This window comes from Ruoffia halotolerans (genome assembly GCF_014049385.1).
GTDB classification, from domain to species: domain Bacteria; phylum Bacillota; class Bacilli; order Lactobacillales; family Aerococcaceae; genus Ruoffia; species Ruoffia halotolerans.
In genome coordinates, this window is the sequence record NZ_JACAOA010000004.1 from 46586 (window position 1) to 72787 (window position 26202).

23 protein-coding genes, 2 pseudogenes and 1 riboswitch are annotated in these 26202 nt (G+C 35.7%); of the genes and pseudogenes, 7 read left to right on the forward strand and 18 right to left on the reverse strand.

The genetic code is table 11. From position 1 onward, the window contains the following. The first annotated feature begins 155 nt into the window (after positions 1-155). Positions 156-536, forward strand: a pseudogene (locus HW423_RS02330) (VOC family protein). 321 nt (positions 537-857) lie between these two features. Here the strand turns inward: HW423_RS02330 and HW423_RS02335 are convergent. The 3 genes and pseudogenes from HW423_RS02335 to HW423_RS02340 all read right to left on the reverse strand — a co-directional run. Beyond that, positions 858-1697 carry an endonuclease/exonuclease/phosphatase family protein gene (locus tag HW423_RS02335; protein ID WP_218930343.1) on the reverse strand — a complete coding sequence of 280 codons (840 nt, stop codon included), beginning with the start codon at positions 1695-1697 and terminating at the stop codon, positions 858-860. 14 nt (positions 1698-1711) lie between these two features. After that, on the reverse strand, positions 1712-2218 hold the full coding sequence (locus tag HW423_RS11510) for a PTS sugar transporter subunit IIA (protein WP_407109079.1): 507 nt from the start codon (positions 2216-2218) through the stop codon (positions 1712-1714). Between the two features lie 20 nt (positions 2219-2238). After that, a pseudogene (locus HW423_RS02340) lies at positions 2239-3895 on the reverse strand (PTS transporter subunit IIBC); the annotation flags it as partial. A 301-nt stretch (positions 3896-4196) separates the two neighbouring features. On the opposite strand from HW423_RS02340, the gene HW423_RS02345 reads away from it, so the two are divergent. Beyond that, a complete protein-coding gene (locus tag HW423_RS02345; protein ID WP_218930345.1) occupies positions 4197-5303 on the forward strand; it encodes an IS4 family transposase in 1107 nt (368 codons plus the stop codon). 393 nt (positions 5304-5696) lie between these two features. Here HW423_RS02345 and HW423_RS02350 read toward each other — a convergent pair whose 3' ends face one another. The 8 genes from HW423_RS02350 to HW423_RS02385 all read right to left on the reverse strand — a co-directional run bounded on the left by HW423_RS02350 (position 5697) and on the right by HW423_RS02385 (position 11514). Continuing rightward, entirely contained in the window at positions 5697-6050 is a 354-nt protein-coding gene (locus HW423_RS02350; protein ID WP_218930346.1) for an IS3 family transposase, read from the reverse strand. A 47-nt stretch (positions 6051-6097) separates the two neighbouring features. Further along, a complete protein-coding gene (locus HW423_RS02355; RefSeq protein ID WP_218930347.1) occupies positions 6098-6646 on the reverse strand; it encodes a helix-turn-helix domain-containing protein in 549 nt (182 codons plus the stop codon). Positions 6647-6712: 66 nt separating this feature from the next. After that, positions 6713-7450 (reverse strand): ABC transporter ATP-binding protein, encoded by a 738-nt coding sequence (locus tag HW423_RS02360; protein WP_218930348.1) that lies wholly within the window; start codon positions 7448-7450, stop codon positions 6713-6715. 1 nt (position 7451) lies between these two features. Then, entirely contained in the window at positions 7452-8438 is a 987-nt protein-coding gene (locus HW423_RS02365) for an ABC transporter substrate-binding protein (protein ID WP_218930349.1), read from the reverse strand. A 1-nt stretch (position 8439) separates the two neighbouring features. Further along, a complete protein-coding gene (locus HW423_RS02370; RefSeq protein WP_218930350.1) occupies positions 8440-9228 on the reverse strand; it encodes an ABC transporter permease in 789 nt (262 codons plus the stop codon). Further along, the gene (locus tag HW423_RS02375) at positions 9197-9493 is read right to left on the reverse strand and encodes a thiamine-binding protein (protein WP_218930351.1); all 297 of its coding nucleotides are present in this window, start codon (positions 9491-9493) and stop codon (positions 9197-9199) included. Before HW423_RS02375 ends, HW423_RS02370 begins: the two co-directional genes overlap by 32 nt. 108 nt (positions 9494-9601) lie before the next feature. Continuing rightward, a riboswitch (TPP riboswitch) is annotated at positions 9602-9698 on the reverse strand. A 109-nt stretch (positions 9699-9807) separates the two neighbouring features. Continuing rightward, a complete protein-coding gene (glnA, locus tag HW423_RS02380; protein WP_218930352.1) occupies positions 9808-11151 on the reverse strand; it encodes a type I glutamate--ammonia ligase in 1344 nt (447 codons plus the stop codon). Positions 11152-11178: 27 nt separating this feature from the next. Beyond that, positions 11179-11514, reverse strand: a complete 336-nt coding sequence (locus HW423_RS02385; RefSeq protein ID WP_138403749.1) for a MerR family transcriptional regulator — start codon at positions 11512-11514, stop codon at positions 11179-11181. A 264-nt stretch (positions 11515-11778) separates the two neighbouring features. Between HW423_RS02385 and HW423_RS02390 the strand changes: the two genes are divergently transcribed. The 3 genes from HW423_RS02390 (at position 11779) to HW423_RS02400 (ending at position 16533) form a co-directional block, all read left to right on the forward strand. After that, positions 11779-12726, forward strand: a complete 948-nt coding sequence (locus tag HW423_RS02390) for a C39 family peptidase (protein ID WP_218930353.1) — start codon at positions 11779-11781, stop codon at positions 12724-12726. Positions 12727-13037: 311 nt separating this feature from the next. Continuing rightward, the gene (locus HW423_RS02395) at positions 13038-14327 is read left to right on the forward strand and encodes an adenylosuccinate synthase (RefSeq protein ID WP_218930354.1); all 1290 of its coding nucleotides are present in this window, start codon (positions 13038-13040) and stop codon (positions 14325-14327) included. Between the two features lie 160 nt (positions 14328-14487). Continuing rightward, positions 14488-16533: an LPXTG cell wall anchor domain-containing protein gene (locus HW423_RS02400; RefSeq protein ID WP_218930355.1), complete on the forward strand. Its 2046-nt coding sequence runs from the start codon at positions 14488-14490 to the stop codon at positions 16531-16533. A 93-nt stretch (positions 16534-16626) separates the two neighbouring features. On the opposite strand, the gene HW423_RS02405 is transcribed toward HW423_RS02400, so the two are convergent. From HW423_RS02405 to rpsF, 7 genes are all read right to left on the reverse strand, one after another. Continuing rightward, entirely contained in the window at positions 16627-17964 is a 1338-nt protein-coding gene (locus HW423_RS02405; protein ID WP_218930356.1) for a hypothetical protein, read from the reverse strand. Positions 17965-18201: 237 nt separating this feature from the next. After that, the gene (dnaB, locus tag HW423_RS02410; protein WP_218930357.1) at positions 18202-19602 is read right to left on the reverse strand and encodes a replicative DNA helicase; all 1401 of its coding nucleotides are present in this window, start codon (positions 19600-19602) and stop codon (positions 18202-18204) included. A 210-nt stretch (positions 19603-19812) separates the two neighbouring features. Further along, positions 19813-20265: a 50S ribosomal protein L9 gene (gene rplI / locus HW423_RS02415; protein WP_218930358.1), complete on the reverse strand. Its 453-nt coding sequence runs from the start codon at positions 20263-20265 to the stop codon at positions 19813-19815. Positions 20266-20277: 12 nt separating this feature from the next. After that, positions 20278-22281, reverse strand: coding sequence for a DHH family phosphoesterase (locus HW423_RS02420; protein ID WP_218930359.1), 2004 nt, complete (start codon positions 22279-22281; stop codon positions 20278-20280). A 178-nt stretch (positions 22282-22459) separates the two neighbouring features. Then, positions 22460-22693 (reverse strand): 30S ribosomal protein S18, encoded by a 234-nt coding sequence (gene rpsR / locus HW423_RS02425; protein ID WP_138403756.1) that lies wholly within the window; start codon positions 22691-22693, stop codon positions 22460-22462. A gap of 41 nt (positions 22694-22734) precedes the next feature. Further along, complete coding sequence (gene ssb, locus HW423_RS02430; protein WP_218930403.1) at positions 22735-23289, reverse strand: single-stranded DNA-binding protein; 555 nt, start codon at positions 23287-23289, stop codon at positions 22735-22737. Positions 23290-23324: 35 nt separating this feature from the next. Then, positions 23325-23624, reverse strand: a complete 300-nt coding sequence (gene rpsF / locus HW423_RS02435; RefSeq protein ID WP_218930360.1) for a 30S ribosomal protein S6 — start codon at positions 23622-23624, stop codon at positions 23325-23327. A 236-nt stretch (positions 23625-23860) separates the two neighbouring features. Between rpsF and serC the strand changes: the two genes are divergently transcribed. Together serC and HW423_RS02445 are read left to right on the forward strand one after the other, a co-directional pair. After that, the gene (gene serC, locus HW423_RS02440; RefSeq protein WP_218930361.1) at positions 23861-24961 is read left to right on the forward strand and encodes a 3-phosphoserine/phosphohydroxythreonine transaminase; all 1101 of its coding nucleotides are present in this window, start codon (positions 23861-23863) and stop codon (positions 24959-24961) included. Further along, positions 24958-26151: a 3-phosphoglycerate dehydrogenase family protein gene (locus tag HW423_RS02445; RefSeq protein ID WP_218930362.1), complete on the forward strand. Its 1194-nt coding sequence runs from the start codon at positions 24958-24960 to the stop codon at positions 26149-26151. The genes serC and HW423_RS02445 overlap by 4 nt, the downstream gene beginning before the upstream one ends. The last annotated feature ends 51 nt before the right edge of the window (positions 26152-26202 follow it).

A 26202-nucleotide genomic window follows, 5' to 3' on the forward strand; every position in this document is an offset into this window, starting at 1 on the left:
TTAATTTCGACTAGACCCTTTTTTAGAACTTTTTTCTAAAAAACATCGATTCAAATGATTAATCACTTAGCTCCCGACAAATTCCCGATTACATAAAATGCCTCTAAGTACAATTTATGCTAGACTATAAGAAGAATACATTGGAGGATGATATTATGGACCAAGTACTTGTTGAGATTTGTTTACGTGTTAGAGATATCGATGCGACTTAAGACTTCTATACGAATTTATTCGATTTTGAAATAGCTAGTCGTCGAGAATTTCCAGAAGATAAATTTGATTTAATTTATCTAAATTCTCCTGGGTCATCTGTACAAATTGAGTTAACATACAATTACGATGCAGAACCATACACAATTGGAGATGGTTTTAGCCACTTAGGTGTAACAGTGAATTATTTAGAAAAAATGCATGAAATTTGTAAGGCTTCAGATTACGAAACAGGAGATTTACGAGGTCTAGCAGGTGGCACACCTTCTTACTTCTTCGTAACAGGTCCAGATGGTTACCGAATTGAAGTTAAACGCGCAAAATAAGTTAATTGTTTTAAAAAGTAAGTCTGTCGGCTCTAGCCAACAGACTTACTTTTTTAGTTTGTCTATTTCTTCATAAACTAAAACAAACTCTATGGAAATTTTAAAACCCAATACGTTATCAATGAAACATATATTATTAGGTGAAATCAAACAAATGACAAATAACTTTTTTAACTATAATTAATAACTCAATTTTAATACCAATCCCACTTATCCTTACTTTCTTTATAGGTGCCTGGCTAGATATTTAATAACTAGTGAAGTTAATAGATACTCAAAAACCCGCTAGCAGAAATTTGCTGGCGGGTTTCTTCATTACACTTAATTAAATTCAACTGCTACTCCAAAGTGATCGCTCACGACGGGTTCTTTTTTGCCATCAAAAACAACTCGGCAATTTTTAACTTCTCCCGGGTAATCCGTAAAGATATAATCGATTCTTTTTTCATCCGTATGGCCTTCCCATCCGTCAATAGCACTCAAAACGGTTGCAGATCCAATCTTTTCTTCTGCCTGAACATAGGCATCTTTTAATTGAGGAGCCGTCGTTTTTATATAGTCATAACCTTCATCTCTAAGCCTCGCCTCGTTATTAAAATCACCCATAAAAAGATGAATCTTCTGACTCTCTTTTTCAATATGAGGAAGCGTATTATCCCATTCATACTTGAATAAATGATCACCTGATGGATCTAACCACCAAGAGTAGTGGCATGAAAAGACTACCCATTCTTTACCTTCAAGGCTTACATTACCTTTTAGAACTCTTCTGGTGTAGTGATTCGCATAATCCGATATTTCAGACACTAAGAAACTTTCTGGACTGAAAGGTGTTTTGGATAAAATAGCCACACCTTCATCGTACACATCATAGCCAATATGATTGGCTGTCCAACTCCAATAGTAATGAAGTCCACGCTCTTTTAGCAACTGAACGATGAGATATGCAAAGTTATCTTCCTTTATAGCAACAGGATACATTTCTCCAGAAGCTTGGATAAATAAATCGTCCACAATTTCTTTCGCTTCCATCGTTTGATTAATTTCCTGAAGAGCGATAATTTGAAAATCTTCTTTGGCAATATAATCAACGATTTGTCTTAATTTTAATTCTGGATCCTCTTCCATCCATGAATGCGTATTCAGTGTTAAAACGTTCAATTTATTTCTCCATTCTAACCAATGTTTCTTTCATTCACTCGACCAATCTCTGTATCTTCGGAGATATCATTCGTTTGAATGAACTCAAAGTCTTGATTTTCTGTCAAGTTCGTAAAAACAACCATGATAGTGGTATCTTTTTCTGCTTTTTTAATCGAAGCCAAGTCCATTTCAGCTATTTTATCTCCTGCAATGACTTCTTGACCTTCTTCAACAAAGATTTCAAAACCTTCACCTTCTAATTCAACTGTATCTATTCCTAAATGAATAAGTACTTCAATTCCACTTGCTGTTTCAATACCAATTGCATGTTTGGTTGGGAAGACATTTTGAATTGTACCATCTACTGGAGAGACGACTGTATTTGATGAAGGGTTCACTGCATAGCCGTCACCCATCATTTTCTGAGCAAATACTTCATCATTTACTTCAGTAATCGGAAGCACGTCACCTTTTGCTACAGGGAAAATTGCTGTTGCGAGTCCTTTTGAATCTGTAGCCACTACTTCCTTTTCATCCATTTCAGGTGTTTCATCAAGTTTAGATTCTGGAATAGGTGCATTAGAGCTCAATACATCCATAATATCAGATTTTAAGACATCTGCTTTCGGTCCATAAACTGCTTGAACTCCTTTATTTTTCTTCACAAGACCCATTGCGCCTGCTTTTTTCCAAGCGTTTTCGTCTCCAACAGAATCAATATCATTAACAGAAACACGTAAACGAGTCATACAAGCATCTACATCTGTAATGTTTTCTTTACCACCTAATAAGTGAATAATATCATACACTTGTTGTGTAGCATCTACAGGCTCTCCATTTTCAGATGCTACTTCTCCACCTTCGTAATTTCCATTACGTCCTGGTGTTGCATAATTGAATTTCTTAATTAAGAAGTTTGCAATAAAGTAAGTCAATATTCCGAATAGAAGGGTTACCCAAACAAAGTTAATTAAATCCATACCTAGTCCCGCACGAATCGCTAATGGCGTACGTGTAAGCAATTCAATGTTACCAAACGAGTGAACACGTAAGTTTACGATATCAGCCATCGCAAATGCTGCTCCTTGGATTACCGCATAAACGATATACAAAGGCATAGCTGCGAACATAAACATAAACTCAAGTGGTTCTGTAACACCTGTTAAAAATACAGCTAAAGCAGCTGATACATACATTGATTTATGTGTTTTTCGTTTGTCTTTATCGACATTTTTATACATGGCATAAGATAGACCCATTAAGATACCTGATGATCCAATCATTTGTCCGACTTTAAAACGAGCAGGGACTACATTATTAAATAATGCTTGATAAGTTGCTGTATCACCAGCAGCATCTAAGTTAATTAAATCTCTTACCCATGCTAACCATAGCGGGTCTTGACCGAATACCATAGTACCCTGCTGTGCACCAGTTAATACTTCATAGGTTCCTCCAAGAGGTGTGTAGTTAATTGGAATAGTTAACATGTGGTGTAAACCAAATGGTAATAATAGACGCTCTAATGTACCAAATAAGAATGGAGCTAAGACTGGAGCTGATTCTTGTGATCCAGCAATCCATACACCGAAACTATTAATACCACTTTGAATAAATGGCCAAACAATCGCTAATACAATTGAAGCAATTAAAGACCATAAGATAACAACAAATGGTACAAATCGTTTTCCGTTAAAGAAGGATAAGGCATCGGGTAGTTTTCTAAAATTATAATATTTATTGTAAGCAACCGCTCCCATAAATCCCGCAATAATACCGACGAAAACCCCCATATTTAAAGCTGGTGCCTCTAAAACACTAATAAAATAACCATCAATTGGTATTTCTGCTCCAAATAATGTTTGTGTTACTGCATTTGGGTCAGCTAACATTTCACTGGTTACGCCAAAAATCGCTCCTGTAATTCGGTTAATTAGAATAAAACTGATCCCGGCAGCAAAGGCACCCCCAGCTCTATCTTTTGCCCAACTTCCACCGATTGCTAATGCAAATAAGATATGTAAGTTTCCAATAATTGCCCAACCAATATTCTCAATCACACTACCAATCGAAATCAAAGCTTGCATATCTGGATTAATTAGAGGAAGTGATCCACCAATACTAATCATTAATCCTGCAGCTGGCATAACAGCAATAACGCCCATTAAGGCTTTCCCGAATTTTTGCCAAAATTCAAAATTAAATATTTTTTTCATCTTTCTTCTCCTTGTCTTCTTTTATTTTTTATATTTCTAAAAAAATTGTGAATCTGGTATTGTCACCTTCCATCTTATTCATTTATTCCCATCATAATGACTACTACACTATAAACAGTAAAAACGATTTCAATTTATTATACTTTTTAGAAGACCGCTTTCATAAAATAGTTCATTTTAGTAGTAATATATAAAACTTCACTAGTGTTGCATTAAAATATTAACCTGTTCCATGGCATAAAATAATCCTTTATACTAGTACTTGGATGACTTATCCAAGACCAATACAAAGGATCTATGCATGGATAAGTATAAAACAAAAATGACAATAAATAAATGGTTTTCGTATATTAAATTAGAACAATTAAGCTTAGATTCTCGTCAAGCCATCGAACAATTTGATCGTTATGCAAAGAAATTGACATTTAAGAAAGTAATAAAGCTCTTTCTGTATGCCATTAACGATGAAACCGAAAGTTTACGACACCTAGACCAACAACTTGTCAATCCGAATTTGAAAAAAGTGATGGGGATAGACTCTATCAGTTACTCTCAGCTTTCTCGTGCCCTACGGGCACTTGAACCAAGTGTATTACTGGAGGTTTTTAATCATTTACTTTCTCTTGTGCATAAAAAGACGAAGGTAAAGTCGAAAGAAAAACTCTATCTGATTGATTCCACAACCTTTTCATTTAGCAAGAAATCCTATCCATGGGCGCATTTTAGACCGACAAAAGCTGGCATAAAGTTACATTTAAAAGTCTGCTTCATGAATGAACGTTGGGTGCACCCTGAACAATTTGAAGTATCTCCTGCTTCTGAACATGATCATGAGCACTTAGAGGTCTTTATCAATGAGCCATTGGCTACATACGTTTTTGATCGTGGGTATCTTGATTTCGCTCAATTCGATCAAATGCATTGGGATGGGTATTTCTTCGTTTCTCGGATTAAGAAGAATACGAAGGTACATGTGCAAGGCCATCTAGACGTTCCTAAAGGAACGGGTATTATCAGTGACCAGTTGGTTCAATTGGGCAGTCAAGTCTACTTGACGAGTCTCTTTCGACTTGTGACGATAGAAAGAAAGCAGCAAGCCAATTTAAGAATTATCACCAACCGCATGGATGTATCAGCTGAAGAGATTAGTAAAATGTATCAATCACGATGGCAAATCGAGCTCTTTTTCAAGCATATCAAGCAACACATGACGATTAAAAACTACTTTTCAAAGTCAGAAGAAGGTGTGAAAAATCAAGTCATACTGGCACTGATTGTCTACTTACTGACCTTACTCATCAAGCTTGAATTAGACTTAAAACAAACAGTTTTCCACGTTTTAAGGCATTTACGAGCGTTACAGTATGAACCGTTCGAATTATTTAAGGAAATATTCGAACCTGATTAAGTGAAAGAAGCCGCAAATCGATTTATCTACAACTGAATAAGTCAAAAAAAATCTGGGAAAAGTCATCCGCTGCGCCAGCATTTGACTTTTTTGAAATTTTTAACGAAAACTACATGTGATTTAATTAACAATAAACAAGTAACAGTGATTTTCAGTTTTATGCAACACTAGTGAAATATAACATGAAGTACATAAATATTCTACTAAAAAAATAAGTTAATTTAAAAATACTCTTTCAATTTTTCGTATTTGTAAGTTAAAACCCTATAAAATAGCGAAAACGGTTGCATTTATTTTAAATATATTTTTTCAGATTCTGCGACATAATCAGTGCATTAAGAAATACTTTCTCAGTATAATTAATAAAGAAACTATCATTTCACTAGTGTTGCATTAAAATATTAACCTGTTCCATGGCATAAAAAAATCCTTTATACTAGTACTTGGATGACTTATCCAAGACCAATACAAAGGATCTATACCAGGTCCTTTGTAAGAATTGTATCGACGAGATCGATTCGTAAACTTTAGACACTGTAGCCCTAATTGTCTCATAATACGAAGAACGCGTTTATGATTGACTTTATAGCCTCTGGCTCTTAATTCAATTGTAATGCGTCGATAGCCATATCGCTCTTTATGTTCCTCAAAGATAGCTTGGATAAGGTCTTCAAGCTCTTTATCTTTATGAGGGTTGGTTTTCTTCGCGATATGATAGTGGTAAGTTGACTCTGGTAATTCTGTCACATATAAGACATCTTTGAGTTTAAAGCCTATTTGGGTTAAATCATAGACTATGTCTGTTTGTTGTTTGCGCGTGGGTCTTCTAAGCCCAGCGCTTTTAACTTTTTTAAGTATTCTAATTCAATCCTTAAATACTCATTTTCTTTCTTTAACAATTCGTTCTCTTGCTTCATTTCATCATGATTGTTATCGTGAATCGTTTTATTATTATTTTGATTCGGATTCGATTTAGGCATTTTTGGCGGACTCCCTTGCGGTTTATTCAGACCTTGGGTGCCAAACCTTTCGTATTGACGATGCCAGTTGGCTATGATGGATGGCTCACTTATACCAAAAGCATTCGCTGTGTCAATATAGGACGCACCCGTATCTTGCTTAAATCTTAAAACATTTAACTTAAAATTTAAAGGATAGGTTGCATTTCGTCGTTTGGTTTTAAGGCCTTCTTTCCCATTGGTTTTGAATTGGTTAACCCATTTTTCAATCAAACTTGTCGTTGAAATATGATGTTTCTTGGCGAGTAAGGTGTAACCTAATGTCCCATTTAGATACTCTTCGACAACCTTTAATTTGAATTCATATGAATACTTTTGTGACACAAAAACGACCCCCGTAAAGTTAGATTTTTAACTCTAACTTTCGGGGGTCACCTCATCCTTGCCTTGCTATTTTAATACTTCTTTTAATTGATTAAGTAACTGACGTTTGGCTTCGATAAACTCAGGTTCAAAAATTATTTTCTCAACATCAAAGCTTTTAAAGTCGACGGGCAACTCAAATGTAATTTCACCTGGTTGCCCTTTAATAATATAAACCCGATCCGATAAGATTAAAGCTTCATCTACATCATGGGTAATGATTAATGAAGACCAGCCCATCTTCTCGCGGTAATTCATAAACCATTGATGAAGTTGACGTCTTGTAATAGCGTCAAGAGCACTAAAAGCTTCATCTAATAATAGCCACGATCTGTCAAATGCAGCTGTTCGCATAAAAGCCACGCGTTGTCTCATCCCACCACTCAGGGCGTGGGGATAATAATTCGCCCATTCTTTAAATTGAAAGATATCGAGTAATCCTAACGCATACTCACGTGCATGTTTCTTGCTTTCGCCCTGGATAATCCGCGGCAGCATAATATTTTCAATGACAGTATAATGCGGATACAACATATCTTTTTGAAGCATGTAACTTAACTTACCTTTGATTTCTTTGGTTCCATTCAACTCAATCTGACCTTCTTGGACATCGATGATTCCTGCAATAAGGTTAAAAAGAGTTGTTTTCCCAACCCCACTCGGGCCAATAATGGCAACAGTCTCCCCTTTTTGAAGTTGAATGTTAATATTTTTTAGTACTTGACGATTCCCGTATCGAAAACCAACATCTTGAATTGATAACATGTTATTCTCCTAAAAATTCGTTCGTAAAGTATGTCCCTTCAGTCAAGTCAACTTCCGTTAAGTTACTTTCATATAACCATGTGTAGAATGCATTCCAGCGCTCTTCATCGATATAACCCCATTGCTCTGGTTTACTTGTATAGGCTTCGTTAATCCATTCTTGGGAAGCAAGAACAAAATCACGTTGCCCTTCTAATTCCGGTGCATGTTTCAGGAGAATATCGGTTGCTTCTTCTGGATTCTCGATTGCATATTGATAACCTCGTTTGATGGCTTGAACTACTTGCGTCGCTTCTTCAGGACTATTCGCTAAATAATCGTTATTTGCAATAATTATTGGTGAGTAGAAATCTAATTCTTCTGCGTAATCTCTGAAGTAAAAGAAGTTCGTTGGAACGCCCTGGCTCTCAGCCATTATACCGTCCCAAGCATAATAAACCCACGCTGATTCAAACATCGAATTGGCTAAACCAACAATGGAATTATCTGCTTGATTAGGGACTAATTCAATTTGTGAATAATCGCCGCCTTCGTTATTAATAATATGCTCTAACATTCCCAGTTCAATGGGATCATTCCATGTTCCGTAAGTATGACCTTCCATCTCCGCCGGTTTTGTAATTTGGCTGTCTTCTCTAGCAATAATACCACTTGTATTATGTTCGATAATTGTTGCGACAGCTGTAACAGGTAAACCTCCTGCTAGACGTGTAGCTAAAGAATCTTGGAAACTAATGCCAAATTGAGCTTGACCCAAACCTACTAATTCAGTCGTACTGCCTTCTGGTGGACGGCGAATCGTTACTTCCACGCCCGCTTCTTCAAAATACCCTTTTTCTAAAGCAACATATAAGCCGGTATGATTTGTATTCGGTACCCAATCTAAAATAAACTCAATCTGACTGGCTTGAGCCGATGCACTCATAGGAATTAATACTGACATACTGACGATTAAAGCAACAAGCATTTTCTTGAAATAATTCATCATATTATTCTTCTCCTCTGATTTTCTTTTTTTGATTAAAACGCCAAGGTGTTAAATATTTTTCAATATAAGATACAACACCCATAAAGAACAGACTTAATAACGAAATTAAAACGATGACCGCAAACATCTTGTCATAGCTAAAGGCACGTTTGGTTTGAATCATATAAACCCCTAAACCTTCAAAGCCACCAAGCCACTCAGCGACAACCGAACTCACAAAAGCGTAAGACACACTGACCTTCAAGCCACTTAAGAAAAATGACATACTCGACGGTAACTTCACATGACGTAATATCTGCCAACGATTTGCTCCCATTAATTGGAGTAATTGAATCGCATCCTTATCCGCGTTAGCAAAGCCGTTCAGTATACTAATAATAATGGGAAATAATGTCGTTAAAATGACTAAAACAATCTTTGGTGTCATGTCATAACCTAGCCAAAGCACTAATATCGGTGCAATTGCTACAGTTGGAATGGTTTGTGTAACCACCAACATTGGATATAAGGCTCGGTTCAACCAAGGAATCACATCCATAATAATCGCTAAAAAGAAAGCGAGGAAAATTCCTATAGCGAGACCAATAAACGCTTGAATCAGCGTCACCCGGCTGTTCATCCATAAATTCTCTCGGTCTTGCCACAAAGCGATTAGGACATCACTTGGTGCGGGAATAATAAACTCAGGTAACCAACCAACTCTAGCAGCCACTTCCCAAAGCAGTAATAGCCCCAGACCTAGGATCCATGAAGCATATTTAGTGGCGATGTTTTGTAGTTTTATCTTCAATCGTTAACACTGACCCTTTCGCATCATAACTAATTTTGACGTTAGTAAAAATTTTGTGGTGTGTTTGAGAAGCGATTTCGATCGCCTCTTTTAAGATAGGCATCAAAGTATCATAATCACCTTGAATCGTTGTCTCAAACGCCGCCACTTCATAGTTATCCGTCTTTGATGCTATAAAAGCAATGACAGAATCAACCACTTCAAGTGTCGCTTCTTGTGTTGCACCTAGCGGTAAAATTTGTAAAGCAATACTACAATTAACCAAAAAAAAACCTCCCTCATATTCACAACACAAAGTGTCTGAGTCAAGGTAGGTTGAGTGATATTGATAAAGGTATATTCGTACAAAAAGCATACTGCACCAATATACATAAACTTTACTTATTCACATCCCTACGCGAGTCTTAACTCATTCAGGTTCATAGAGTTCAGGTAATCCCATCTCAGCCGAAGCACCTCTTGTGTTATAGTAGAAAGCTTAGCATATTCATAAGCAATGTGCAACAGGATTCAAATTTTTGTATCAAAAAAGCTCGAAGAACCCAATAAAATGGTAATCTTCGAGCTGGTTGTAACAGCTTAATACATCATTAAATATTTATTTAATTCCCATTGTGTCACTTGTTTTTTATATGACTCAAATTCCATTGTTTTCTCAGCAATAAAGTTATCTGAAATATGTGGACCTAGAGCATCTTTCATAATTGGGCTGGCTTCAAATTCAGCAATGGCTTCGCTAAGTGATGATGGAAGGTCAAAGACACCTTCAGCTATACGCTCTTCTGGAGTCATCGTATAAATATTACGGTCAATTGGCATAGGTGGTTCAATCTTGTTCTCAATCCCATCTAAACCAGCTTGCAAGATAACTGCTAGGGCTAAGTATGGGTTGGCAGAAGGATCCACACTTCTTAACTCAACCCGAGTTGAATTACCACGAGATGATGGAATACGAATAAGCGGAGAACGATTTCTCTCACTCCAAGCAATATATACTGGTGCTTCGTATCCTTCAACTAATCGTTTGTAAGAATTCACTAATGGATTACAAATAGCTGTATAAGCACTCGCATGCTTAATTAAACCACCGATAAAGTAATGAGCATTCTTTGATAATTGATCTTGAGTTGATTCATCATAGAAAGCATTCTTCCCATCTTTATCGAATAAAGATACATTAAAGTGCATTCCAGAACCACTCTCACCATAAATAGGCTTAGGCATGAACGTCGCATATAAATTATGACGACGAGCCACTGTTTTAACAATCAATTTAAACAATTGAATTTTATCACATGCGCGAATCGCATCATTATATTTCCAATCAATCTCATGTTGCCCAGGTGCAACTTCGTGATGACTCGCTTCGATTTCAAAATCTAAACGCTCTAATTCAAGCACAATATCACGTCGACAGTTTTCACCTAAATCCGTTGGCGCAAAGTCAAAGTAGCCACCATCATCATTTAAGTCCATCGTTGGTCGACCATCTTCATCCAGTTTTAATAAGAAAAATTCAGGTTCTGGGCCTAAGTTGAACGAAGAAAAACCTAAATCTTCCATCTTATCTAACACTCGTCTTAAATTCCCACGAGGGTCACCTAAGAAAGGCTCTCGTTTTGTTGTATCTACATCACAGATTAAACAAGCAATGCGTCCACCATCTGAGGGAACATCCCAGTTAAAAATCATCCAAGAGTCGTAATCAGGAATTAAATACATATCACTTTCTTCAATACGTACAAATCCTTCAATTGATGAACCATCAAATGTCATATTATTTTCTAATGCCTTTTCTAACTGTGTTAAAGGAATTTCAACATTCTTAATTGTTCCTCTAATATCCGTAAACATTAATCGTATAAAGTGTACGTTATTCTCATGCGCATCAGCAATAATACGATCTTTCGTCCATTTTGTCATTGCTTAAAAATCCTCTCTTTTAATAGGTTATTCGAATCTAGATTGAAAATCTAGTTCATCCCTTAAGATACGTCGCACATCTTGGTCAGTTAGAGGTACTGAGTTTTTAGATACTCTGTCACTAAAGCGATATCTATTTTTAATACCTTTAATTGTCATGCCTTCATCCATTAGGTCAATGATGTCCAGTAATCGATCGACATCATTTAAAGAGTATAGCCTACGGTTGGTTTCGCTACGTTGAGGCTCGATTAGTCCCTGTTCTTCGTAATAACGAATTTGACGAGCGGTTAACTCTGTCAACTCCATAACCGTACCTATTGGAAAAACTGCTAGTGACTTACGAAATTCCTTTCTTGCCATCACCATTCTCCTCTCTTAGAAAATTATTATACGATGATTAAAAAGTTCTCGCAAACATATTATAACACCATTTGTAAAGAAATATCACATGAATGCATCTCATACTAATAATTGTAATTATACAGGCATTTAGCTTTTGAAATTATGAACAGAATATTAAACTTTCATTACTTTATTCAAATATTCAACATTTCCTATGGTATTCTCGGGTCAGTTAGCGTATTCTTTTATTCAGAAATGTTTTTTTGTAAAGGAGTTTTTGAAATGCCAAAAACGCGTAACTATACGCCAATAGCAACAATTGGCTCTCTTATATTCATTGCCATTTGTTTAAGTTTAATTATACTTTTAAATAAATTAACTGCGAACAATAATTTAATTATCGCAGAGCACCAACAACAATCTACTCAAGAAGAGTTAATTTCTTTACAAGCTGAACCCGTTGTTTCTCAACAGACTGAAAGTGTAACCGATGAAAGCATTGAAACACCAGCTACTTTGGCAGAAACACTGAGTACCTACTCACCTAAAGATAAAACAATGGAAGAAACGATTGCCGAATTAACTCACACGGAGTTTGATGGAAACTTAATTCAAGCCCAAGATGAAATTCTTGCAGCAATTCATGCAAATGATCTTGATGTGGAAGAACTTGGTTATCTTTTCTTACCAGATTTTCCGGCAGAAAAAACTGTGGCTACAACTGGAAGCCAAATTGACGTCCCATTGTATCTGCAAAAAGATGCGAACTGGCGAACAGAGAAATACGGAAGTAATACAACCCAACAACTGGGTGAAAACGGTTGTGCAATCCTTTCTCTAGCCATGGTTCATGCTGCTTTTGAGAATCGAGAAGTGAATCCAAAAGAAATTCTTGAATGGAGCGAGGAAAAGTATTGGGTAGATAATGCCGGGACATCTTGGCAAATCTTCCATGACTTTGCGGTTGAATATGATTACAACTTTTATAACTATGGAAATGATTTCTATAGCGCAATGGAAGCTTTAAATAACGGTGAATTAATCGTTGCGTCTGTCGTACCAGGCTTCTTTACAGAGGTTGGCCACATTATCGTTATTCGTGGCTATGAAAATGGTCAAGTCTACGTTAATGATCCAAACGATGACGCTCAAAAAATGTATAGTATTCAAGGTATTGACGAAGAAGTGTTACTCGCAGAGGGTATCAATTACTGGTCTTTCTCAAAATAATTTAAGCAATCTAACATCCATTCCACTAATTTTGGGGTGGATGTTTCTTTAGTTACAAATGATTTATTGAGTGACAACATTTGCTTGTTTTATTGTTATAGGCATTATGATATTATTATATTTTGAGATAAATACGCCATCAATGTCATGATTGAAAGCGAAATTTTATTCAATCTCATCTTACCAACTGAATTAGCAAAAGACGTTGCGAAGATAATGAGGTATAATATAGAAGTCGGGATGTTATGTATCGCGCGGAGACATATTGTGCTCAAGATTGAAATATTATTATATAAAAAGGAGATCTAACAATGACATCAGTAGTAGTTGTAGGAACACAATGGGGAGACGAGGGGAAAGGTAAAATTACCGACTTTCTAAGTAATAACGCTGAAGTAATTGCACGTTATCAAGGTGGAGACAATGCAGGGCATACGATTCAATTTGATGGTAAAACATTTAAATTACATTTAATCCCTTCAGGTATTTTTGATAATAGTAAAATCAGTGTTATCGGAAACGGTGTTGTCGTGAATCCAAAGTCAATTGTTAAAGAGTTGAACTATTTAGCAGATGAAGGTGTTGATACTAGTAATTTACGTATCTCTTCGCGAGCTCATGTTATCTTACCTTACCATATCTTAATGGATCAACTTCAAGAAGATTCAAAAGGGGATAACAAAATCGGAACAACCATTAAAGGAATTGGGCCAGCTTACATGGATAAAGCTGCCCGTGTTGGAATCCGCATTGCTGATTTATTAGATAAAGAAATCTTTAAAGAGCGCTTAGAAGTAAACTTAGCTGAAAAGAATAAATTATTCGAGCGCGTTTATGACAATTCGCCTTTATCTTTTGAGGATATTTTCGAAGAGTATTATGCATATGGACAAGAAATCGCTAAGTATGTTACTGATACGTCATTGATTTTAAACGATGCTCTTGATGAAGGTAAACGTGTATTATTCGAAGGTGCTCAAGGTGTCATGTTAGATATCGATCAAGGTACGTATCCATTCGTTACTTCATCTAACCCAGTAGCTGGTGGGGTAACGATTGGTAGTGGAGTAGGTCCTTCTAAGATTGATACAGTTGTTGGTGTATGTAAAGCTTATACATCACGTGTCGGAGACGGACCATTCCCAACTGAATTATTTGATGAAGTTGGACAACAAATTCGTGAAGTAGGTAGAGAATACGGAACAACGACAGGTCGTCCACGTCGTGTGGGTTGGTTTGATTCTGTTGTTATGCGTCACTCACGCCGAGTATCAGGTATTACAAATCTATCATTAAACTCAATCGACGTATTGACTGGTTTAGATACAATTAAGATTTGTACTGCTTATGAAACATCTACGGGTGAGCGTATTGAATATTACCCAGCAAGTTTAAAAGTTCTTGCTGACTGCACGCCAATTTATGAAGAATTACCTGGTTGGTCAGAAGATATCACAGGGGCGAAATCACTTGAAGACTTACCACAAAATGCACGTAACTATGTTCGTCGTATTAGTGAATTAGTTGGAGTTAAGATCGCAACTTTATCTGTCGGTCCTGACCGTGAACAAACTATGATTTTAGATAGTGTTTGGGGATAACTCCCTTATAAGAGCTGGTGGTATTATAGCCACTGGCTCTTTTTTTGCTTTAAATTTAATACAATATTCACAAAATAAATGGCAAATTCCACATTTTTCCTTCGATAAAAATTCATATTTATACCGTATGATGGAATTAATAGATAGAGGAGGGCGCAAAATGAGATTAAAAAAACTATTATTAGTATCTACATGTGCTTTAGCAATCGGAGCAGGGACTACTCTTGGAAACAATGCTTTACTACCAACGAGTCAAACCGTTCATGCCCAAGAAGAAACAACGACAGAGGTGGACCAAGAATTACTCGCTCAAATAAAAAATAACTTAGCGGGCGTTCAACCTGTTAATTTAGAACAATTATTAGAAGTGGAAGATCAATATTTAGTTGATCTTTACACTACAAAAAATACTGAAGTAGAAACAAACCCTGAACTGGATGTATGGTTAGAAATGTATAATCAGTTAACTATCGATTACCCTCAGTTAAATCTTTTAACAGGTGAAGACTTACAAGCTTATAATGAAGCAGCAGAAGTTATTTCTACTTATTCAGAATATAGCTATTCAGATTTGAACACGGCTTTACCTAGTGATATCTTAGGTTGGTATACGAATGCATTATTAGAAAATAACGATGACAAACAAGCTGCTGTTGAATCGATAGTGCCACAAATTATACAAGCACGTGATGCATACATCGAACGTCGTACTGAAAGAGAAAATGGCGAAGACAATGGCAATGGTGAAACCCCAGCGCCTGAAGATGAATTTGAAGTTGCAATTTTTGAATCTACTGATATTACAGAAGAGCAATTCAGCCAATTCACTGAGGAAGAATTAGCACCGATTAAAACAACGGCTGAAAATGGGGATTATTCACAAGAAACAATGGATATTGTTCGAGACCAAATCATTGAATTAAATCCTGAAATCTTTACCGATGAACAAGTAGGTTCTGTTGCTACTAAGATTCGTGAAGCATTCATTGAATCAACACCTGCAACTCAAGAACAATTAGACCAACTTGATGACATTTATTTAGTAAGTATGGTAGGTGAAGGAAATCAAGCAGGGACTGATATTGGTGGAGCTTATAACACAGCTGTATACGATTATCCAGAAGTCTTTGGTCCTGAAGCCAATCGTTTTAGAGACGCTTTAGTTTCGGATTATAACTTAAATGAAGAAGAGTTATTAGAAGTACCTGATGCTGAATTACTATGGGAGGAATTTTCAGTCTTCCAAGAAAATAACGCAGAAGACATGGAAGCCTTAGCTTTAGCAATGCAAGAAAATTACGGTATTACTGTTGATGATGCAGAAACATCTTCAGATGAAAGTTCTTCAAGCGAAGAATCATCTGATGAAGAGTCTTCTGATGAGGAATCCTCTGATGAAGGAGAATCATCTGACTTAAGTGAATCTGAACCAGCAAGTGATTTAGATATTTACCGTGAAGAATTAGTCGGTCAAACTGATTTAACGATGGAACAATTAAATCAATTTAGTGATGAACATATTACTAGTTTGATGGATAGACTGGGACTTTCAACTGAAAGTACTTCTCCAGAAGAATTAACTGCTTTACGCGCTGAAATTGTGATTGCTGGTTATGAGAATTTCAGTGATGATCAATTATCAAGTACGATTGCACCTGTTCGTGAGGCTGTAGTTAATCAAACACCAGCAACTGATGCTATCTTGAATGAATTTAGTGATCGTACATTCGCTGAATGGTACAATGAAGCTAAGAATGCTGATGCAGAAGTACCTAGCTACATTTTCCAAGAGTTAGTAACAATGTATCCAGACATGTTTGATGCTTTAGTTGTTGAAGCGAAGAATAATATTATTCAAAATACTACAATTACTCAAGATCAAGTTGATCAAATGCAATTTGAAGATATTTTATGGGCTGTTCAACCGAATGAATCTGGTGATGTAAATTATGTAGATGTAACTAATTACTTAACTGAAAGATATCCAGATGTAGTCAATGGTGGTGGTTCTCAAACACCTTCAAGTGATGGCAATGAAGAATCATCAAGTGTTGATGTATCTATTAGTTCATCCGTAGAAGAGAATGAAGAGAATTTACCAAACACTGGTGAAAATAGTTCAATTTGGCTTATTATTGTAGCTGCTTTAGCTTTAATCGGTGGAGGTATTTACTTATTCATCTCTGGACGTCGTCATAAAAACTAAGACAAATCGATAGATAAATAGAATTTAATAAACCCTAGCATTCTATAGTTGTGAGACTAAAGAGTGCTTAGGGTTTTTTGTTTACTCATTTGTTTAGTAGTCTAATGTTTCGAATAACTGATCAAAGTATGCAACTGTCTCTGGTCTATCTTCCAATGAACTATCTGGATAAGCTGATAAATCAGGATTTTCATCTAAGAAATACTTCAAGGAGTACACTCCGAAGCCTTCTGCGAATGATTCAATGGTAGAATTGTAATAAGACTCTTCATCTGCCCATTCATTTTCATAAATGGCCTGCCAATCATCTTGAGTTGACCAAGAATCTTCAGACTCTTCATCCCAATCAATTAATGCATAGCTAGCAAAATCTAACGTGTGCCCAAATTCATGATAAATTAGATTTTTGTAAATGGGTTTATCACCTACAAAATATACAGTCCCATCATCTTTAGCTAAACCATGTAAAGTAAAGCCTGGTGTTTCTGAAGGTGGCATTTCATTTTCCGCTAAGATATAAATATTCGAAAGTCGACGCTTAATTTCACTTGGCAGTGTTTCAACTACCTCTTCAATCGAAGCGATATTTTCTTCTAAAACAGCTTCGTCTTCAATTTGATCAGAGATAAAATAATGTAAAACAGGCTCTTCTAAATGCCCATTATTATATTTGTTGGTAAAGATACTAAATTCTTCTCTAGCAATCTCAATCACTTCGGTAGCTAAGTCATAATCGTCACTTTCCGAATCAACTTGACTATATAATTCCTCGGCACGTAACATTGAAGCTTTAGCATCGGCATAAACTGAAGTCGGAATCATTTGTTTTAATTCATAACGTTCAACTAAATCTTCAGAATACTCATTAAAATAAATTTGTCTAAGCTTATGATTAATATCTAAGCGTTGCATCGCGATTAAATCACTATAATTGTATAAATCAACGACGTCAGTAGTTAAATTCATCGGTGCGACTAAATAATGATCTTCTGGATCAGCCGAATAATAGATGTAATATGAAATATAAGTGGCTATATCTCTATATGAATCTTTATAAGCATTAAAATGAACAAAATTATAAACTTCATCCGTCTGAGCAAATGAAAGTAGAGCTTCATCAGTAAATAGAGTGTCTTCATTAATTGATACTTGATCACTTGGCAATTCAGCTTCAATCAACGTATAGTCACTTTGAGGGTATATCGTTGTATCAGTATCTATATTTTCGTATATGGCTTCATCAACAGGTTCAGCTTCAACTACTTGTATATAGTCAGCTTGAGTATAGTCAATGCTTTCAAGAGACTCAATTGTAGTAGCATCCGTACTATCAGGTAGAGCAAATAACACTATAAAAAAAGATATAAGAATTAAAGCGTTCAATTTTAACTTACCTACTACATCTTGCTGATTCTTTTCGACCGTCTCCATATTGTTACCTCCACTTTCATTGTAATATATATAAGTTTAATATAAACCAGCGTAAAGAGAAAGAAATAACCAAAAGAACAGATGTTCCTACAAAAAAGTTTCACGTGGAACGTTTATTCGGGTTTTGCTACTTTACACACCTATTTAAACAGTGATTAAACAGATTAATCACCGAGTTAATCGAGTTAATACAAAAACTCTTTCTAAATTTAATTAGAAAGAGTTCATTATTAGAAGTTACATCATGGGTGGTTCGGGCACAAATGAAAGACTTGAGAATTTATTATATTCCTTTTTAAATAATAAACGAACCGTATCTCTTGCACCTGCACGGTTCTTAGCTAAGATTACCTCAACAGTATTATCAGGCAAATCATCATCTTGAACAGTTTCTTCATCACCTTCTTGTTGGTGATAATCCTCACGGTATAAGAAGGCAACGATATCCGCATCTTGCTCAATCGATCCAGACTCACGAATATCACTTAAGATTGGTCGTTTATTCTGACGATGTTCCACACCACGAGATAATTGAGACAGCGCAATAACAGGAACGCCTAATTCTTTAGCTAATTTCTTCAATTGACGAGAAATCTCAGATACTTCTTGCTGACGACTTTCTCCACCTGATCCCTCGATTAATTGAAGATAGTCAATCACAATCAGACCTAAATCTGGATTTTCTTGTTTTAATCGTCTACTTTTAGCACGTATTTCAGATACTTTAATCCCTGCTGTATCATCAATAAAGATAGGTGCATCTTTAAGTGTGTTTGTAGCCACCGTGAAACTATTCCATTCATCATCAGTTAGTTGTCCTGTACGTAAATTGGATGCATGGATATTACCTTCCGCACAAATAATACGGTTTACTAAGTCTAATGCCCCCATCTCTAGTGAGAATATTACGACAGGTATTTTAGATTTAGTGGCAACGTTTTGGGCAATATTTAAAGCAAAGGCTGTTTTACCTACTGATGGTCTCGCAGCTAGAATAATTAATTGGTCTGGCTGGAAACCACTTGTTAATTTATCTAAGTCTATATAACCTGTTGGTAAGCCAACAACATCTCTTTTCTCTTCCGATAATCGAACTATGTTCTCAAATGCATCTGAAATTAGCGATCGTATAGAGACGGGTCCGTCATTATTCTTACCTTCACCAATTGATAAGATAAGTTTTTCACTTTTTTCTATGATATTAGCAATCTCATCACCTTCTTCATAGGCTGTCTGGCTTATTTGTGTACTAGCTGAGATTAAACTACGTAAAATTGATTTATCTTTTACTATTTTTGCATAATGGTCCACGTTCACCGCTGTCGGTGCAGTTTGTGTTAACTCAATTATATAATCATGGCCGCCGATATTTTCGATTTCACCATAGCTTGTTAATCGATCAATTAAAGTGATGGCATCAAGTTCATAATCAGGTGAATCGAAGATATTTGCCATCGCATTAAAGATAATACGATGTTTACGTAAATAAAAGTCATCTTCCTCAATAATTGATTGAACCGTTCCTACTTTAATAGGATTGATGAGTAAAGCGCCGAGCACAGATTGTTCAGCTTCTATATTATATGGTAGTTGTCTATCCATTGGGTTATTTTCCAACGGTTCACCTTCTTTCTTCATTTCTTTATTCTACTCGATTCACTCTTAAATACAAGTATATAAATCATACCAAATTTTGAGCCTTTTTCATAGGTATGAACATGTTGATAACTTTTCTTTAATTGATTTATTTTATCTACATGTTTATAATATTTCCCAATAAAAAAGTGTATTCATTGGGTTGAATACCAATGAATACACTTTTGAAATAATAAATTGTTTCAGATAAAATTATTGTTCAACGATATGTACTTTAATATCTGCTGTGACTTCACTATGAAGTTTCACTGGAACTTTGTAACGACCTAAAGAGTTAAGATTTTCACCTAATTGAATTTTACGGCGATCAACTTCGATGTTATATTGCTTTTCAAGCTCTTCTGCTATTTGTTTAGAAGGGATAGTACCGAATAATCGACCATCTTCTCCTGTTTTAGCAGCAATTGTAACAACAGTTCCTTCTTTTTCAATCGCTTCTTTAGTTTCTTTAGATTCAGCTAGTTCTTCTTTAGCTAGTCTAGCTTCAGCTTCTTTTTTAGATTTTAACTGATTTAAAGCTGCACCATCCGCTACTTTAGCTAAATTGTTCTTGATTAGATAATTACGTCCGTAACCATCTGATACTTCAATCACATCACCTTTTTTACCTTGTTTCTTAACATCTTTTAATAGAATTACTTTCATTTAAAGTCCTCCTTATTCTTTATTTATTTCTTCTGATAATTGAATGTAGACCTCTTCAGTCGTTTTATCTTCAATTTGCGTTGCAGCATTTGATAAATGACCTCCGCCTCCTAATCTTTCCATGATCGTTTGTACGTTGATACTTCCTAAGCTTCGTGCACTAATCCCTACAACAGAATCACTTCTACGGTAGATAACAAAAGAAGCCTCCACACCTTTAACGTCTAATAATACATCAGCAGTTTGTGATGCAGTTATATTATCAAAGACTTCTTCATCAGGTCCAATGATGACCGCAAAGCCTTCTTTAACAAATTTTGTATTCTCTATGAGCTTATTTCGCTCTATCAAATTAGATAAATCTTCTTTGAGCAATCGTTGGATCTGAACTCGGTCAGCACCCCGCGATTTTAAATAACTTGCAACATCGAAAGTTCTAGAACCCGTTCGAGATGAGAAGTTATTCGTATCTACAATTACCCCAGCAAGTAATGCTGTTGCCTCAAACTTGTTTAAAGCTTCATTCGTATTACGCATATTAATGAAAAATTCAGTAATCAACTCTGACGTTGATGAAGCATAGGGTTCAATATATGTAAGAACCGTTTGCTCTGGGAATTCTTCTCCACGGCGGTGATGGTCAATAATAACCACATCATGTCCATTGATTATCTCTTCAGCTTCACTTAATGATGGACGATGATGATCGACCAAAATCATTAATGTTTCGTCTGTTGTAAATTTCTCAGCTTCTTCTTTATTTACGAAGATATCTTCATCCCATAAATATCGAGCTTGATCTAAAGCCAATAGCTGTCGAATATCTTGGTTAAACTCATCTTCATTAATAAGAATATGAGCCGGAACCCCAAATGATCTTACAATCTTATAAATACCTATTGCAGAGCCCATAGAATCCATATCGGGGGTTTTATGGCCAGATATGAGTATTTGTTCTGCTTGTTGTATTGACGTGCGTAAGGCTTGAAAAACAAGACGTGATTTTATGTTTGTACGTTTCTCTGTAGGATTTGTCTTACCACCATAAAACCTTGCTTTACCAGACTGCGATCGAACAACAATTTGGTCGCCACCGCGTCCAAGTGCTAAATCTAAGTTAAGTTGTGCTTGGTCTGATAAGTCATCTATACGATAACTTGGTGAATCTGGATAAGATACGCCAATACTAATTGATAATGGCATATTTCTTAAGGAATTGCGTTCACGCATCTCATCGAAAAACTTAAATTTATCTTTCTCAAGTTTATCAAGCACATATTGGTTTAGAAGTAGAATAAATTTTTCCTCATTGATCCGTTTAGTAAAAATGCCATAGGATTCAGCCCATTCATTGATATCATTCAATATAATAGAGTCAAAATTGGTTGCCTGTTGATCATCGAGTGTTTCCACAATCTCGTTATAATCATCCAAGAAAAGATAACCGAATACAACTTGATCGAATTTCTTCTGTTCTCGAATCAACACTTCATCTGTTACATCAATCATATATAATGCTTTCACATCTGTTTGGTGTAATACACGGTAATACCGGTCCATAAAAGGAACCGTATGCCAATGTTTATCAGATTCAATTGCTACCATTTTGTCAAACTCTTTATTTATAGATACTAGTGGTTCTCCAAGTAACTCTTGTGATCCAAACAAATGTTGCATCGCTGGATTGACCCACTTAATGCGATGATTAGAATCTTGACCATATAATAGGATTCCAATAGGAGAGCGGTACATTGCATCTTCCTGCGCACCTCGTACTGATTGAGAGAGGCGACTCGCCATTGTACTTAAGTTACGAATAAAGTTTTCATAATTAAACACAAAAAATACGACAACTGCAATTAGTAGTATAAAAAGCATTACACCGATTTCCCAGCGTAACATTAATGCAGCGAGCATAATAATTGTATATAAAATGACTAAACTATAAATTTGCCAACTAATATCTAATGAATGAAATTGTTCAAAGAATACTTTAAGTCTTTCTTTATTAAACATATTTCACCTCATCTAATTAATAATATACTAAGTATTTTAACATAATCCATGTTCCAATGCTATTGTTCCGAAGTTTACTAACTTTTTAGAAACTTGTCAAAAGTTTCATGTGAAACATCTATGTTATGCGTCAAAAAAAGAGAGTAGAACACGAGGTCCTACTCTCAGCTAACTTAAATTAGTCTTTAATTGTAAATGGAATTAGTGCCATAATACGAGTACGTTTAACTGTTGAAGTTAAAGTACGTTGATGTTTAGCACAAGTACCTGTAACTCGACGAGGTAAAATTTTACCTTTTTCAGATACGAAACGGCTAACTAAATCCACGTCTTTATAATCAGGGTGATCAATATGATTTGCACAGAAAAAACATACTTTTTTTCTGCGTCTTCCACCACGACGTTGTCCCATAGGTGTTATCCTCCTTTATATTTTAAACGAATGTTGAAAGATTAGAATGGTAAGTCATCTTCAGAGATGTCAACTGGCGTGCCATCTTCCATATTAAATGGTGAGTTACCGAAACCTCCACTATTGTTATTTGAATTATTGTTTTGATACGATGATTGGTTATTGTTGTAGTTGTTTTGTTGTTTTTGAGTGTTGTTACTGTTATAACTTTGTCCGCCACCATAACTACTACTGCTATTATTGTTGCTAGTATCCGCAGGTCTTTGTTCTGTAACTGAACGTGGTTCCAATAAATGGAACTGTTCTACCACTACTTCAGTAACATAGACACGTTGACCTTGTTGGTTTTCATAATTACGTGTTTGAATACGTCCTTCGATTCCAACTTGAGATCCTTTACGAGTAAAGTTAGCAAAGTTTTCTGCTGATTTACGCCAGATTACGCAACTAATAAAATCAGCTTCACGCTCACCTTGTTGATTAGTAAAATTGCGATTAACGGCTATGGTAAAAGTACCTACTGCAATACCCGAAGAAGTAAACTTCAAGTCAACTTCTCGTGTCAAACGTCCCACTAATTGAACTGTGTTCACAATTACATCCTCCTTCAAAGTGTTTCACGTGAAACAAATTAAGCTTCTACTTTAGTAATCATAAAACGTAAGATTCCGCGATTGATTGCAGCTAAACGGTCGAATTCGTTGATTCCTGCAGCATCTGAAGCTTCAGCTATGATTAAATGATAAATTCCTTCTTTATAATCATTAATCTCATATGCTAAGCGACGTTTTGCCCAGTCTTTCGACTCAACAATTGTAGTTCCGTTTGCTGTTAAGATACCATCGAAACGTTCTACTAATTCATTTTTCTCGTCTTCGTTTAAGTCAGGACGGATAATATATAAAATTTCGTATTTTGTTGTTTGGCTCATTTGGCTTGCACCTCCTTTTGGTCTGATGGCCCTAAAAATTTATTAGAGCAAGGAGAGTATAGTTAAATACTCACATTTATGAATTATACAATTATCATTATTTGATTACAAGCTTTATTTGAAAGTTTTTTATGAGATGTTTTACATTATTTTCATCTTATTTTAATAAAATCCCTTAGTTTTTATTTGATTTGTGATATAATGCTCATATCATAAATTAAAAAGGAGCGTATGAGATGAATCGCATTTATAATTTCTCTGCAGGACCATCTACACTGCCGGTTTCAGTATTAGAAGATGTTAGTAAAAACCTAACAAATTACCAAGGGCAAGGCCTATCCGTTATGGAAATGAGTCACCGATCTCCATCCTACATGGAAATTCATGCGAATGCTAAGCAATCATTACGCAACTTAATGAATATTCCAGATACTTACGAAATTTTATTTTTACAAGGTGGGGCATCAACTCAGTTTTCAAGTGTACCATTAAATTTATTAAATCCATCAGGTAAAGCTGACTATATCTTAACAGGAAGTTTCTCTAAAAAAGCTTATAAAGAAGCACTTCGCTACGGTGATATTCAAATCGCAGCAAGTTCTGAAGAGGATGATTTTACCTTTATTCCAAATAATGACGCTATTAATGTCCGTCCAGATGCTGATTATGTCCATTTGTGTTTGAACAATACAATCTATGGTACGCGTTTTAAACCTGAGCAGCTCCCTCAATTTGACAATATTCCTTTAGTCGCTGATATGTCTTCGAATATTCTATCAGAAGAATATGAAGTCTCAAAATTTGGCTTAATCTATGCTGGTGCTCAGAAAAATATGGGACCTGCGGGTCTAACTGTTGTCATTGTGCGTAAAGACTTAGTAGGTAAGGCTCAAGATATCACGCCTACAATGCTCGATTATGCGACACAAATTGATAAAGACTCAATGTATAACACACCACCTACTTTCGCTATATATGTTGCTGTTCAAGTCTTTGCATGGTTAGAAGAGCAAGGTGGTATAAAGGCCATTGAAGCTATCAATAAAGAAAAAGCAGCGAAACTCTATGATTACATTGATCAAAGTGATTTATATCAAGGTACAGCTCGTAAAGAGAACCGTTCAATAATGAATGTGACTTTTAGAACTCTTTCAGAAGATTTAGATAAAACTTTCGCTAAAGAAGCCAAAGAAAAAGGTCTATATAACTTGAAGGGACACCGATCAGTCGGTGGCATGCGTGCGAGTATTTATAACGCCATGCCGATGGAAGGTATCGATGCACTCATTGAGTTTATGAAGGACTTTGAAAATGAAAATAAGCGAGGTATAAAATGAGCCATACTGAAAAAAGATTTAAAATTAAAACATTAAATAATATTGATGCCTATGCATTAAGTAAGCTAACACACGAATTTACTTTAAATCATAGTGATTCTGAAGTGGATGCCATCATTGTAAGAAGTGCTGATATGCATCAAATGGATTTACCAGAGAATTTAAAATTTGTAGGTCGAGCAGGTTCAGGTGTTAACAATATCCCAATCAATGAATTGACTGAGAAGGGGATTGTTGTTGCAAATGCACCAGGCGCCAACGCAAACGGTGTGAAAGAGTTAGTTCTGTCTGCTTTGATTATGTCTTCAAGAAACATTGAATCGGCCTTAGAATGGACTCAAACGCTCGTAGGAGAGTCTGATATTGGACCAAAAGTTGAAGCAGGTAAAAAGCAATTCGTTGGACCCGAATTAGCCGGTAAAAAAATTGGCGTTATTGGTTTAGGTGCCATTGGTGTGCTTGTTGCTAATATGTGTTTAGGTTTAGGGATGGATGTCTACGGTTATGACCCATACTTATCGGTTCAACACGCTCTTGGCTTGAATCCCTCAACAAAAACTCAATATGATATTGATTATATTATGCAAAACTGTGATTACATCACATTACATATTCCATACAATGACAGTACAAAAAATTATTTAAATGCCGAATTATTAGCTGAAGCCAAAAAAGGTCAAATCATTATTAACTGTGCCCGTGGTGGTTTAGTGGATTTAAATGCTTTGGAAGACGCAATTAATAATGGAAGTATAGGTAAATATGTCGTTGATTTCCCAGATGAAAAAACATTAACTATGAAAAATACGATTAATATCCCCCATCTCGGTGCATCAACGCCTGAGAGTGAAGCGAATGCAGCAAATATGGTCGTTAATCAAGTGATGGACTACTTAAAAAATGGAAATATTCATCATTCAGTGAATTTCCCAACGATTAATTTTGGTCCAATCCAAACAGTTTGCCGTATAACGGTGTTACACCGTAATATTCCGAACATGATTGGTCAGATTACTCATGTACTTTCTCAACACAATCTGAATATTAACCGATTAACGAACAAACCTCGCAATGGCTGGGCTTGTACAATGATTGATTTAGACGATGACATCGAAGCAAATGATAAGGTTGCACTAGAAAATATCGAAGGCGTCGTTCGTGTTCGACATCTTAAACCGTCAACAAACTAAGATAATTTAACAAATAAAAAAAGCGATAAGCTCATCAAATGATGAAAGCTT